The sequence below is a fragment of the Pseudomonas fluorescens genome (assembly GCF_001307275.1).
GTDB lineage: Bacteria > Pseudomonadota > Gammaproteobacteria > Pseudomonadales > Pseudomonadaceae > Aquipseudomonas > Aquipseudomonas fluorescens_AA.
In genome coordinates, this window is record NZ_CP012831.1 from 6478967 (window position 1) to 6493877 (window position 14911).

Annotated in this window: 2 protein-coding genes (1 of these 2 only partly in view); both read right to left on the reverse strand. The window is 64.2% G+C overall.

Annotation, left to right across the window (positions count from 1 at the left end; genetic code table 11):
• Entirely contained in the window at positions 1-13176 is a 13176-nt protein-coding gene (locus AO356_RS28240; protein WP_060742629.1) for a non-ribosomal peptide synthetase, read from the reverse strand.
• Positions 13173-14911, reverse strand: partial view of a non-ribosomal peptide synthase/polyketide synthase gene (locus AO356_RS28245; protein WP_109791126.1) — the 3' end only. Its footprint extends 27292 nt past the window's final position; only the last 1739 of its 29031 coding nucleotides appear in the window; the start codon falls outside the window, past its right edge; it ends in the stop codon at positions 13173-13175. Before AO356_RS28245 ends, AO356_RS28240 begins: the two co-directional genes overlap by 4 nt.

A 14911-nucleotide genomic window follows, 5' to 3' on the forward strand; every position in this document is an offset into this window, starting at 1 on the left:
TCAGATGCTGCGTTTGCGCGTCAACGCGGGAATTTTCGTCATCGGCACATCGATATGCCGTACCTCGCCCACGGCGGCAGCCACCAGGGCCAGTGTCGGCTGGCCGAACAGCACACGGATATCGGCCTCCATGTCGTCCTTGCGCATGCGTTCGATCAGCGTCACAGCGAGCAACGAGTGACCACCCAGTTCGAAGAAGTGGTCATGCCGCCCCACCCGTTCGACCTTGAGCAACTCTGCCCACAGCGCTGCAAGCTTGATCTCCATGTCACCCACGGGAGCTTCATACAGACGCGTGGTGTACGCATTGCTGTCGGGGGCCGGTAGCGCCTTGCGGTCGAGCTTGCCGTTCGGCGTCAGTGGCAACGCATCCAGGCGCACGTAGGCAGCGGGCACCATGTAGGCCGGCAGCTGCGCTTGCAGGTGCATGCGCAGGGTTTCGATCTCTACTGCTTCGTCCGGCGAGTGTTGGGTGAAATAGGCCACCAGGCGCTTGTCCCCCGGCACGTCTTCACGGGCCAGGACTACGGTTTCCTTGATGTTTGGAGCCTGGGCGAGTTTGGCTTCGATCTCGCCCAGTTCGATGCGGAAACCACGGATCTTCACCTGGTCGTCATTGCGGCCCAGGTATTCGATGTTGCCGTCCGGCAGGTAGCGGCCCAGGTCGCCAGTGCGGTACATGCGGGCGTTTGGAGCCGTGCTGAACGGATCCTTGAGGAAACGTTCAGCCGTCAGGTCATCACGGTTGAGATAACCGCGAGCGACCCCGGCACCACCGATGTAGATTTCACCCGGCACGCCCAGCGGCACCGGTTGCCCGTGTTCATCCAGCAGATAGAACTGGGTGTTCGCCACCGGTTTGCCGATGTGCGCGGCAAACCCGTCTTCGCGGGCCATCGATACCCAGCTTGAGTAGGTCGTGGTTTCCGAAGGGCCGTAGAGGTTGCACAGGCGCTTGACCTGGGTCTGCTCGAACAACGTCTCCACCAGGCTGCGCTTGAGCGCTTCACCGGCGACGTTGACCGTGTCGACGCCCTCGCCCAATCCGCCGGATTCCAGCAAGGTCTTGAGCGCCGAGGGCACGGTGTTGATCAGCGTGATGTCGTGCTCGCCCTGCTGCAGTTCCAGCACATTAGTGACCACTTCGATGCTGCCGCCCGAGGTCAGCGGCGCGAAGCACTCGTAGACGGCCAGGTCGAAGTTCAGCGACGTCGAGAACAGGGTTTTCGACAACGTGGCGTCATCGAACGAACGATGGGCCCAGGTCAGGAAGTTCACCGTGTTGCGGTGTTCGATCATCACGCCCTTGGGCAGACCAGTCGAACCTGAGGTGTAGATGACATAGGCCAGGTGTGAGGACGTCAGCTCGGCCACCTCCGGATTCTGGACGGACTCGTCCTGCCACAAACCACTGTCGAGATCGATCACTGGCATCGAGGCTGCTGCCAGCAATTCAAGGGTCGCCGTCTGCGCCAACACCACCGCCGGCGCACTGTCTTCCAGCATGTAGGTAATCCGATCCAGCGGATACGCCGGATCCAGCGGCACATAACCGCCGCCAGCCTTGAGGATCGCCAGCAGCCCAACAACCATGTCGATACCGCGTTCGACGCAAATCGCCACCCGCGAATCGGGCTTCACCCCCTGCTTGCGCAGGTAGTGGGCCAGGCGGTTGGCCCGCTCGTTCAGTTCCCCATAGCTCAGGCGCTGCTCGCCACGGATCACTGCCACGGCATCCGGCGTACGCTGGACCTGGGCTTCGAACAGACCATGAATCGTCTGCTGTTGCGGATAGTCGGCCTCGGTGGCATTAAATGTCACCAGCAGTTGCTCACGTTCAGAGGCCGGCAGGATCGACAACTGCTGCAAGGGCATGTCTGGCTGCCGTTCGAGCATGCCCACCAGGTTTTCCAGCGTGTGCTGCACATAACCACACAGCCGCTGCGCACCAATGCGCGCCGGGGTCATGACGGTAAAGCTGAACGCTTCGCCCTGGTCGTCCACCGACAACATCAGCGGGTAGTTGGTCCGTTCTTCGCCACCCAGCACCTGAATACCGTTCCAGGCCGACAATGCCTCGCTCGACACCGCCGTGGCAGTATGACGGTAATTGAGCAAGGCACTGAACAACGGCGTCGGCGCCTGCACGCCACTGCAGCGTTGCGCCAACGCCAAGGAGGCATGTTCATGGCCCAGCAACGCGGTCAGGCGGGCATGGGTCGCCTTGACCCCTACGAGCACACCTTGCGCCCCCAGGCCTACCCTCAACGGCAAGGTATTGATGAACATCCCCAGCGCGCGGTCGGCCCCCTCGCCGCCCTGCATCCGGCCCACCAGCACCGTGCCGAACACCACATCGTCCTTGCCCGACACCTGGCCCAGGACTTGCGCCCAGACCAGGTGATACAGGCTCGCCGCACTCACCCCGAGCTGACGGGCCTGGGCCCGCAACCGGCGACTCAGGTCGGTCGAGACATCCTGGCGCACCTCCTCGAGGCCGCTGCCATCGCCTTGCACATCCTGCAAATCGAACGGCAACGTCGGCTCGTCGATATCGCCGAGCATGTCGCGGAAGAAGGTTTCGTGCTCCTCACGGCTCACGCCCAAGCGGGCCTGGGCCACGTAATTGCGGTACGGCACCGACGCCGACAGCCGCTGCGCCTGGCCGAGCATGTGCGCCTCGATTTCCGCGGACAGCACCGCCAGTGACGTGACGTCGTCCACCAGATGGTGAAACAACAGCATGCCCACCCAGCGTTGGTTCGCCGGGTCCTGCGCATAGACAATCCGCATCATCGGCGCCTGGCGAATGTCCAGGCGGTAGAACCTGGGGTCGAAACGCTGGTGCAACTGTGTGGCGATATCGCCCTGGGCCGGATCCAGCGCAACCGACTCGAAACTCAATGGCGCGTCACGCCAGACCACCTGCATGGGCTCGGACAGCCCCTCCCAGAGCACACCGGTGCGCAGGATATCGTGTCGGGTAATGACGGCTTGCAACGCGTGGGCGAAATCTTCCAGGCGGGTGAAATTGTCGAAACCGAATATCACTTGCTGCAGATAGGGGTCACCTTCGGCGGCGGTGAGGTGGTGATACAGAATCCCTTCCTGCAGCGGCGCCAGGGCATAGATGTCCTGGACATTGGTCACGCCGCCCGGCACCGTCGCGATAATTCGCTCGATCTCCTCTTGAGACAGTTCGGCCAGCGGTAGCATGTCCGGTGTGATGCGTGTGCAACCGGCCGGGATACCGTTGGCCGGCACCACGACTTCCCGATAGCCACCGACGGCGGCGGCCAATGCGGCCAACGTGGGCTGACCGAACAAGACCCGCACATCGACGCTCAGGTCGACCTGGCGCATGCGTTCGATCATTTTCACCGCCAATAGCGAGTGCCCGCCCAGCTCAAAGAAATTGTCGTGGCGACCGACTTGTTCGAGCTTGAGCAAGTCTTCCCAGATCCGGGCAATGCGGGCTTCCACTTCGCCTTGTGGGGCCTCGTATTCGCGGGTGATCACCGCGTCCAGGTCCGGTGCCGGCAGCGCCTTGCGGTCAAGCTTGCCGTTGGGGGTCAGCGGCAGCGTATCGAGCCGCACGTAGGCGCTCGGCACCATGTATTCCGGCAGTTGCCCTGACAGATGGGTACGCAGGGCCTCGATATCCGCCATTTCATCCACTGAGTGCGGGGTGAAATAGGCCACCAGACGTTTTTCGCCCGGTGCATCTTCACGGGCCAGCACCACGACTTCCTTCACCGTCTCGTGTTGCGCCAGCCGCGCTTCGATCTCGCCCAACTCAATGCGGAAACCACGGATCTTCACCTGGTCATCGTTGCGCCCCAGGTACTCGATGTTGCCATCCGGCAGGTAGCGACCCAGGTCGCCGGTGCGGTACATCCGCGCATTCGCCGCACGGCTGAACGGATCCCGCAGGAAACGCTCGACGGTCAGTTCCGGACGGTTCAGGTAACCCCGCGCCACCTGCACACCGCCGATGTAAATCTCCCCGGCCACACCCATGGGCACCGGTTGTTGATGACCATCGAGCAGGTAGATCCGGGTGTTGGCAATCGGCTTGCCGATCGGCGTGCTGTCCGGGGTGTCCGTCCCCGCGCAATCCCACGCGGTCACGTCCACCGCCGCTTCGGTCGGACCGTACAGGTTGTACAGGCCAGTGTGCGGCAATTGCGCCTTGAAGCGCCGCACCAGATGCCCCGGCAACGCTTCGCCGCTGCACATCACCCGCACCAGACCTTCGCATTGACCTGCCTCGCCATGGGCCAGGAACACATCGAGCATCGACGGTACGAAGTGCAGCGTGGTGATGCCGTGCCGCTGGATGGCTTCGCGCAGGTACGCCGGGTCGCGATGCCCACCCGGACGCGCCATCACCAGCCGCGCACCACTGAACAGCGGCCAGAAGAACTCCCACACCGACACGTCGAAGCTGAACGGGGTCTTTTGCAGCACCGCATCCGTGGCGGTCAGTCCGTACTCGTCCTGCATCCACAGCAGGCGGTTGACCACCCCACCATGCTCGTTCATCACGCCCTTGGGCAGGCCGGTGGAGCCCGAGGTGTAGATGACATAGGCCAGGTGATGGGCATGCAGGCCTTCGACCTGCGGATTGTCGGTGGGCTGCGTCGAGAACCCTTGCGCCTCATCCAGCAGCAGGGTTCGCGCCTGCGTCGCCGGCAGGCTCGCCTGCAACGCACGTTGGGTCAGCACCACCATGGGCGCGCTGTTCTCCAGCATGTAGGCCAGGCGCTCGTGAGGATAATCCGGGTCCAGCGGCACATACGCCGCACCGGCCTTGAGAATCCCCAGCAGGCCCGCGACCATGTCCAGGCTGCGATCGGCACAGATCGCCACGCGGTCATCCGGGCGAATGCCCAGTTCCAGCAGGCGATGGGCAATCTGGTTGGCCCGCTCATTGAGTTGCGCGTAACTCAGTTGCGCCTCGCCGGAGACCACGGCAACCGCGTCCGGACTGGCCGCGACCCGCGCCTCGAACAGGCCGTGCAGGGTCAGGCCCTGCGGGTAGTCGACCGCAGTGGCATTGAGCGTTTCCAACAGGTGCTGGCGTTCGGCCGCCGGCAGGCTCGCGAGGGCCTGCAATGGCGTATCCGGAGCCTGCTCAAGAGCGGTGACCAGGCTTTCGAGTGTGGTCTGCACGTATTCGCCGATACGCCGCGCACCGGTCCCGACCAGCGCCTGCACCACCAGGCTGAAGCCCTCGCCTTCATCATCCACGGCCAGCGTCACGGGGTAATTGGTACGTTCTTCACCGCCAATCGACTCGATGCCTTGCCACGCCGTCAGCGCCTGCGCGGTCACCTCGACCCCGCAATGACGATAGTTGAGCATCGAACTGAACAACGGCGTTGGCGCAACCACGCCACTGCAACGCTGGGCCAGTGCCAACGGAGCATGCTCATGGCCCAGCAGGCCGGTGAGTCGCTTGTGGGTCGCCTTCACCGCTGCGTATACACTTTGTCCAGCCAGGCTCACCCGCAATGGCAGGGTGTTGATGAACATGCCCAGCGCCCGATCAGCCCCATCGCCGGCCTGCATGCGCCCCAACAGCACGGTGCCGAAGACCACGTCGTCGCGACCGCTGACACGGCCCAGGACTTGCGCCCAGGCCAAGTGCATCAGGCTGGCCGCGCTGATGCCCAACTGGCGGGCCTGGGCGCGAAGACGACGGCACAGGCCCGTCTCCACGGCCAGCTTCACCTCTTCCACGCCATTGCCATCGCCTTGCACGTCCCGCAGGCCGAATGGCAGCGTTGGCTCGTCGATGTCGCCAAGCATGTCGCGGAAAAACGCTTCATGTGCCTGTTGATCGACACCCAGGCGCGCCTGGGCCACATAGTTGCGATAAGGCACCGATTCGCCCAGTTCATGCACCTTGCCCAGCAACTGGGCCTGCATTTCACGCTCCAGCACTTCCAGGCCGGTATGGTCCAGGACCATGTGGTGGAACAGCAGCATGGCGACCCAACGCTGGTTGGCGACATCCTCGGCAATGGCCAGGCGCAACATCGGGGCCTGACGCACGTCCAACCGGTAATGCCGGGCATCGAAACGCTCATACAGCCGGGCAACGGCATCGCCGGCACTTGGGTCCGCCTCCAACTCATCGACGCTGAGCCGAGCCTGTCGCCACACCACCTGCATCGGTTCGTCGAGGTTTTCCCAGACCATCGAGGTCCTGAGAATGTCGTGCCGGTCGACCACCCCCTGCAATGCCTGGGCAAAGTCATCCAGGCGGGCCCGGCTGTCAAACCCGAACAGCGTCTGCAGCACGTACGGATCACCCATTTTCGCCGTCAAATGGTGATAAAGGATGCCTTCCTGCAACGGTGCCAGCGGATAGATGTCCTGCACGTTACGCGCCCCACCCGGCACGCTCGCCACGATCCGATCGATGGCCTCCTGGCTCAATACAGCCAGCGGCAACATGGCCGGTGTGATGCGCTCACAGCCTTCGACGATGGCGCAGGCCGGCACCACCACTTCACGATGCCCGCCCACCGCAGCGGCCAGCGCCTGCAGCGTTGGCTGGCTGAACAGCACACGCACATCCACCGACAGTTCGACCTGGCGCATGCGCTCGATCAGCCTCATCGCCAGCAACGAATGCCCGCCCAATTCGAAGAAATTGTCGTGGCGCCCGACCCGTTCCACTTTCAGCAGCTCGGCCCACATACCGGCCAAGACCTGTTCGGTCTCGCCCTGGGGCGCCGTGTAGGCCTGGCTCGCGTAAGCCTCGGCGTCCGGCGCCGGCAGCGCCTTGCGGTCCACCTTGCCGTTGAGCGTCAACGGGAACGCCGACAACATCACGAACGCCGCAGGCACCATGTACTCAGACAGGGTCGCGGACAATTGCTCGCGCAACCCGGCCACGCTCAGCGTGACTTGCGGTTGGGCAATGACATAGGCCACCAGGCGTTTCTCGCCGGTTTCATCGGCTCGCACCAGCACCACCGCGTCCTTCACGCCGTCACAGGCCACCAGCTTGGCTTCGATCTCGCCCAGCTCGATGCGGAAACCGCGGATCTTCACTTGATCATCGTTGCGCCCCAAGCACTCCAGGCTGCCTTCCGGCAACCAGCGACCGAGGTCACCGGTGCGGTACAGCAGCGCGTCGGGGTCATGGCTGAACGGGTCGGCGATGAATTTTTCCGCGGTCAGGTCCGGTCGATTCAGATACCCCTTGGCCACGCCCTGGCCGCCGATGTACATCTCACCGACGACACCCAACGGCGCCAATTGCTGGCGTGCATCGAGCACGTACACCTGGGTATTGCCGATCGGTCCGCCAATGGGCACGCATTCGGCGTCCGCCGCCACGGCCTTCACCTCGAGGGTGGTGGCGTAGGTGGTGGTTTCGGTCGGGCCATAGCAGTGCACCAGGCGCAAACCGGGCGCCAGGTCCAGCAAGCGCCGGAACGACGCCACATCGGCCCGTTCACCGCCGCACAGCAGGATCCGCAGGCCGCCAAGGGCCTGGGGAATCAGTTGCACGTATTGGTTGAAGATTGCCGTGGTCACGAACAGCACCGTAACGCCCGAGTCCTGCAAGACCTGGGCGAACCTTGACGGCTCAAGCAGGGTTTCGTGGTCGATCACCACCACCTGCCCGCCATTGAGCAACGCACCCCAGACGTCCATGGTGCTGGCGTCGAACGCCGGGTTCGAGGCAAAGGCGATGCGGTCCTGCGCGTTGAAATCGGCGTAGCCGTTGTTGATCACCAGGCGGTTGATGGCCCGGTGTGGCACCAGCACGCCCTTGGGCTGCCCGGTGGAACCCGAGGTGTACATGATGTAGGCGATCGACTCGCTGGACTGCGCCAATGCCGGGTTGTGCGCCGGGCCCTGGCTGTCCAGCGTGTCCAGGTCGATGCGCCGCGCGCCCGCAGGCACCGCCTCGGTACTGAACGTCAGCAGGCACTTGGCCTGGCAGTCGTCGAGCATGAAGCCCTGGCGTTCCAGGGAGGCGTTGCGGTCCAGCGGCACGTAGGCCGCCGCGCACTTGAGGATCGCCAATTGGCTGGCCAGCAGCTCGATGGAACGTGGCAACAGGATCGCCACGCAGTCGTCCGGTTGCACGCCAAGGCCGATCAGGTGATGGGCCAGGCGGTTGGCCTGCTCGTTCAACGCCGCGTAGCTCACTTGCCGCTGCCCGTGCACCACCGCAATCGCCTGCGGCAGGTACGCGGCCTGGGCCTCGAACAGCGCCAGGACGGTTTGCTCATGTGGATAGGTGCGCTGGGTGGCGTTGAAATCCTCCAGTAGCTGGTTACGTTCGCTTTGCGGCAGGATCTCCAGTCGGTTGAGTGGCGTCTGGGGCGCGTGTTCGAGGGCCTGCACCAGACTTTCCAGGGCCGTGTGCATGTAGGCGCAGATGCGTGCCGCACCGATGCCCTGCACTACCAGGGCGCTCAGCATGAAGCCATCGCCCAGGTCATCCACCGATAGGGTCAGCGGGTAATTGGTCCGCTCTTCGTTGCTCAGGATTTCCATGCCCTGCCAGGCGCTCATGGCCTCGGCTGAAGCCGAACCGGTCGCGCTGTGCCGGTAGTTCAGCAGCGCACTGAACAACGGGGCCGGTGCGGCGACGCGGCTGCAACGTTGCGCCAGGGCCAACGAAGCGTGTTCGTGACCGAGCAATGCAGTCAGTCGCCCATGGGTGGTCTTGACTCCCGCGCGGGCACCCTGCTCATCCAGGTTGACCCGCAGCGGCAAGGTGTTGATGAACATGCCAAGGACCCGGTCAGCGCCCTCGCCGCCCTGCATCCGCCCCATCAGGACCGTGCCGAACACCACGTCCTCCCGTGCGGACAGGCGCCCCAGCACCTGCGCCCAAGCCAAATGATGCAGGCTCGCCGCACTCACCCCGAGCTGCCGCGCCTGCGCCCGCAAGCGGTGGCTCAAAACGGCGTCCACTTCCAGCTTGGCCTCCTCGATGCCGCGACCGTCACCCTGCACCTGTTGCAACCCCAGGGGCAGGGTCGGCTCGTCGACATCACCGAGCATCTCGCGGAAAAACGCCTCGTGTTCTGCCTCGCTGACACCCAGGCGCGCCTGGGCCACATAGTTGCGGTACGGCAGCGCAGCGGCCAATTGTCCGACCTGGCCGAGCAGGTGCGCCTGCATTTCCTGCTGCACCACCTCCAGCGCGGTATGGTCCAGGGCAATGTGGTGGAACAGCAACATCGCCACCCAGCGCTGGTTGACCGGGTCATGGGCATAACGCAGGCACATCAGCGGGGCCTGGCGAATGTCCAGGCGATGATGACGAGAGTCGTAACGTGCATGCAGCTGGGTCACGGCATCGGCGTCCGACGCGTCCAGCTGCAGTTGCTCGACGCTCAACAGCGCCTTGCGCCAGACCACCTGTATCGGCTGCTCCAGCCCCTCCCACATGATCGAGGTGCGCAGGATGTCGTGCCGGTCGATGACCCCTTGCAGGGCCTGGGCGAAGGCATCGAGGCGTGCCTTTTCCTGGAAGGCGAACAGCGCCTGCAACACGTAGGGATCGCCCTGCTGTGCCGAGACATGGTGATAGAGAATACCTTCCTGCAACGGTGCCAGCGGGTAGATGTCCTGCACGTTGGGCACACCACCCGGCACCGCGGCAACGATCCGGTCGATCGCCTCCTGGGTCAATGTCGCCAGCGGCAGCATCTGCGGGGTGATCCGTTCACAATCGGGGGTGATGCCGTTGGCCGGCACCTCGACCTCATTGCCGCCCCCCACCGCCGCGGCCAGTGCCGCAAGGGTCGGCTGGCCGAACAGCACACGGACATCGGCACTCAAGCCGACCTGGCGCATCTGCTCGATCAGATTGACGGCGAGCAAGGAATGGCCGCCCAGTTCGAAGAAATGATCGTGGCGTCCCACCCGCTCGACGTTAAGGACTTGCTGCCAGAGGCGAGCCAGGGTGATTTCGGTGTCGCCCAGTGGGGCTTCGTAGCCCCGGGTAACGATCGACGCCTGATCCGGCACCGGCAGGGCCTTGCGGTCGAGCTTGCCGTTGGGGGTCAGCGGCAGGGCATCGAGCCGCACGTAGGCGGCCGGCACCATATAGTCCGGCAAGCGGCTTTGCAGGTGCGCGCGCAGGGCTTCGATGTCCGCGCTGTCATCCGTTGAATGCAAGGTGAAATAAGCCACCAGGCGTTTTTCGCCGGGAACGTCTTCACGCACCAGCACCGTCGCCTCTTTCACCGCAGCGTGTTGCCCCAGGCGGGCTTCGATCTCCCCCGGTTCGATGCGGAAGCCGCGGATCTTCACCTGGCCGTCGTTGCGGCCCAGGTACTCGATATTGCCGTCCTCCCGGAAGCGTCCGAGATCGCCGGTGCGGTACATCAGGGCCTGGGCGTTCTGGCTGAACGGGTCGAGAAGGAATTTCTCGGCGGTCAGGTCCGGTCGGTTCAAGTAACCTTTGGCGACCCCCAGGCCGCCGATGTACAGCTCGCCGGCCACGCCTTGGGGCACGGGTCGCTGCTGCGCATCGAGGATGTAGACCCGGGTGTTGCCCAAGGGCCGGCCAATCGGGACGCTGCCGTCGCCAATGGCCTGGATTTCGTAGGTGGTCGAGAACGTCGTCGCTTCCGTCGGGCCGTAGCCGTTGAGCAGATGGGCCGGCGCGCCGTCCTGCAGGACGCGGGCGATCACCGCGGGGTCCAGCACATCGCCCCCGACAATCAAGTAGCGCAACTGGGCGAACACGTCCATCAGGCGGTCGGCATATTGGTGAAACAGCCCCGCCGTCATCCACAACACATTCACCGCTTGCTCGAGCAACAGCCTGTGCAAGCGTTCCTGGGACAACAGCACGTCCTGGTCGACCACAACGACGCAACCGCCGTTGAGCAACGGTGCCCAGACTTCCAGTGTGCTGGCGTCGAAGGCCGGATTGGAGGCGAAGGCCACCCGGTCCTGCTGGTTGAAGTCGGCATAACCGTTATTGATCACCAGCCGGCTGATGGCCCGATGTGGCACCAGCACGCCCTTGGGCGTCCCCGTGGAACCTGAGGTGTACATGATGTAGGCCGGCGCTTCGCTCGATGCGGGTTGCTGGCTGTAATGGGCCGCCGGCTCGGGAAGGTCGACATTGTCCAGGTCCACCCGACGCACATCCGCCGCCAAGGCTTCGCGGCTGTGGGTCAAGGCCAGTACGGCGTGACTGTCCTCGATCATGAACTGCTGGCGCTCGCCGGGCGCGTTGATGTCCAGTGGCAAGTACACCGCCGCGCACTTGAGGACGGCCAACTGGCTGACCAGTAGATCGAGCGAGCGCGGCAGCAGGATCGCCACGGTTTGACCCGCTTGCAGGCCAAGGTCGAGCAGATGCCTGGCCAGACGCCCGGCTTGGCTGTCCAGTTCGCGGTAAGTCAGGACTTGCCCACCCTGTACCGCTGCCGGCGCGTCCGGGCGCGCCTCGGCCTGGGCCTCGAACAAGGCATGAATCGGTTGTTCCCGCGGATAATCAAGGTCGGTGTCGTTGAACGACAGCAGCACCCGTTCACGCTCCGATTCTGGCAGGAACGACAGGCTGTTGAGCATCGCTCCGGGCGCAGACTCCAAGGCGGTGACCAGGTTTTCAACGGCTGCCTGCATGTAATCGCCGATGCGTTGCGCGCCGATCAGCGCAGTGGCTTGCACCGACAAGGCGAAGTCATCGGAGAAATCGTCCACCGAGAGGATCAGTGGGTAGTTGGTGCGTTCTTCCGCGCCCAGGGCCTCCATCCCGTCCCAGGCCAGGCTGACTTCAGCCGCGGCGGTATGCGCCGCGCTGGCACTGTGACGGTAGTTCAGCAGCGCGCTGAACAGCGGCGCCGGCGCCGCCACGCCGCTGCAACGTTGCGCCAGGGCCAGGGAGGCGTATTCGTGACTGAGCAGGCTGCTCAACCCGGCGTGGGTGCTTTTCACCCCATCGCGCACGCTCTGTGCACCTACACCCACGCGCAGCGGCAAGGTATTGATAAACATGCCCAGGGCCCGGGTCATGCTTTCACCGGCCTGCATGCGACCGAGCATCACCGTGCCGAACACCACGTCGTCACGGCCCGATACACCGCCGAGCACCTGCGCCCAGGCCAGGTGAAAAATGCTCGCCGCGCTCACGCCAAGCTGACGTGCCTGCGTGCGCAGGCGGCGACTGAGGTCTGGGGCCAGTGCCAGGTGGCTTTCTTCAATGGCACTGCCGTCGCCCAGCACATCCTGCTGGCCAAAGGGTAAGGTCGGCTCCTCGACGTCCCCCAGCATCTGGCGGAAGAACCTCTCGTCAGCCTGGCGCTGGCCAGCCTGTCGGGTCCGAACGACATAGTCGCGGTAAGGAGCGGCCGGCTGCAATTGCCCGGCCTGCCCCATCAGGTAGGCTTGCATTTCACTCTGCACAACCGTCAGGGCTGCGTGGTCGAGGGCCATGTGATGGAACAGCAGCATGGCGGCCCAGCGCTGCTTGGCTGGGTCCTCGGCGACCACCAGCAGCAACAGCGGCGCCTGGCTGACGTCCAGGCGATAATGTCGAGGATCGAAGCGCGCCTGCAATTGCGCCATGACGTCACCCTCGGCGAGGTCGGCACTGATGTCCTTGACGCCCAACCGGGCCTCGCGCCAGACCACCTGCACCGCTTCTTGCAACCCCTCGCGGACGATGGCAGTGCGCAGGATATCGTGGCGGTCGATCACGCTTTGCAAGGCGTCGACAAAATCCGTCAGGCGCTCCTGCCGGGAGATGCTGAAGTGCGCCTGCAATAAGTAGGGATCGCCCTGGGTGGCGGTCAGGTGGTGATAAAGAATCCCCTCCTGCAACGGCGCCAGCGGGTAGATGTCCTGCACGTTGGCCGCACCGCCCGGCACAGTGGCCACGATGCGGTCGATGGCCGGCTGGTCGAGGGTCACCAGTGGCAGCATCTGCGGCGTGATATGCCTGCAACCGGGCGCGATGGCATTGGCTGGGATGTCGATTTCGCCAGCCTTGCTGTCATCGTATTCCCCGGCCTGGATCAACTCGATCAACGCGGCTTTGTGCTCGCGCAGCAAGGCCAGCACCGCCGGCTCGCTAAGAGACTGTTTGCGGCCCCGTACCACGAGCTGATCGCCCTTGACTGAAAGCTGTACGTCTTTTTCTTTTAGTGTCGCCAACAGTTCGATCACACTCACAGGACAATCTCCATTTTTTCTGTCGTTGCCGCGTATTCCGAGAGCGTGGGCTGCTCGAACAACGTCCGCACATCCGCTTCCAGACCCTCTTGGCGCATCCGCTCCATCAGGCTGACGGCAAGCAAGGAATGCCCGCCCAGTTCAAAGAAGTGATCGTGACGCCCTACGCGCTCTACGTTGAGCACTTCAGCCCACAACTGGGCCAGTGTGATTTCGGTTTCGCCGATGGGGGCTTCGTAGCCCCGGGTGATGAAAGCCTCCAGGTCCGGCGCCGGCAGTACCTTGCGGTTTAGCTTGCCGTTGGGGGTCAGCGGCATGGCGTCGAGGCCTACATAGGCCACCGGCACCATGAAGGTCGGTAGTTGGGCCAACAGCCAGGTACGCAGCGCGTCGATGTCCGCCGCTTCGCCCGGCGCGTATTGGGTGAAATAGGCCACCAGGCGTTGTTCCCCCGGTACGTCCTCACGGACCAGCACCGCAGCCTCCTTCACCGCGTCGTGCTGGGCGAGCTTGGCTTCGATCTCGCCCAGTTCGATACGGAACCCACGGATCTTCACCTGATCGTCATTGCGCCCCAGGTACTGCAGGGTGCCGTCAGGCAACCAGCGACCGAGGTCGCCGGTCTTGTACAGGCGTGCGTCGGCCTTGCCGTAGAACGGGTCGGCGATGAAGCGTTCGGCGCTGAGTTGCGGCAGGTTGAGGTAACCGCGAGCCACACCGACACCGCCGATATGGATCTCGCCGGGTACACCCACTGGCAGCAGTTGCCCGTGGGCGTCCAGCACATGCAATTGCATGTTTCGGACTGGCCGGCCAATGGGGATCGACTGGTGCCGGTAGGTCTCAAGGTCGCTGTCGGCCGTGTACCAGGCGACCACATCGCTGCACTCGGTCGGTCCGTAGCTGTTGATCACCGTCGGCCGTGGTTGGGCGAGTTTTTCCAGCATGGCGACCTGGATCGGCTCGCCCCCCAGGACCACCCGTTTCAGGCAGGCCAGGGCATGCCCGTGGTCAGCGTCCACCAGCGCGTGGAAGGCGCTGGGCGACATATTGAGGTGGGTAATCCCGGCCTCGGCGACCTGGGCGACGATGGCGCCGGGGTTGAAGGGTTCGGCGGCCAGGTGCAACGAGGCCCCGACCATCAGCGGTACGAGGATGTTCTTCTGGGTCAGGTCGAAGTTGTAGGAGGACGCCAGCAGCACCGCATCGCCGGCGTGGAAAGCCAGGTCCTCGAGGTACCAGTCCAGCAGGTTGCGCAAGCCGCGATGTTCGACCATCACCCCTTTGGGCAAGCCAGTGGAGCCGGAGGTGTAGATCACGTAGGCCAGGTGGGCCGGCGTCAAGCCGGTGACCTGCGGGGTATGCTCCGGCTCGTCTTGCCATGGACCGTCGTCCAGGTCGATCAGTGGCACCTGAACCTGCGACAAGAGCCCTCGGGTCGCTACCTGGGCCAGTACCGCAGCCGGCTCGCTGTCGGCCAGCATGTAGGCAATCCGCTCGGCGGGATAAGCCGGATCCAACGGCACATAACCACCGCCCGCCTTGAGAATCGCGAGCAAGCCGATCACCATCTCGGCGCTGCGCTGGACACAGATCGCCACGCGCGAATCCGGTTGCACGCCCTGCTTGCGCAGGTAATGCGCCAACTGGTTGGCTCGCGCGTCCAACTGGCGATAGCTCAACGCGTGCTCGCCATGCAGGACGGCCACGCTGTCTGGCGTGCGTTGGGCCTGGG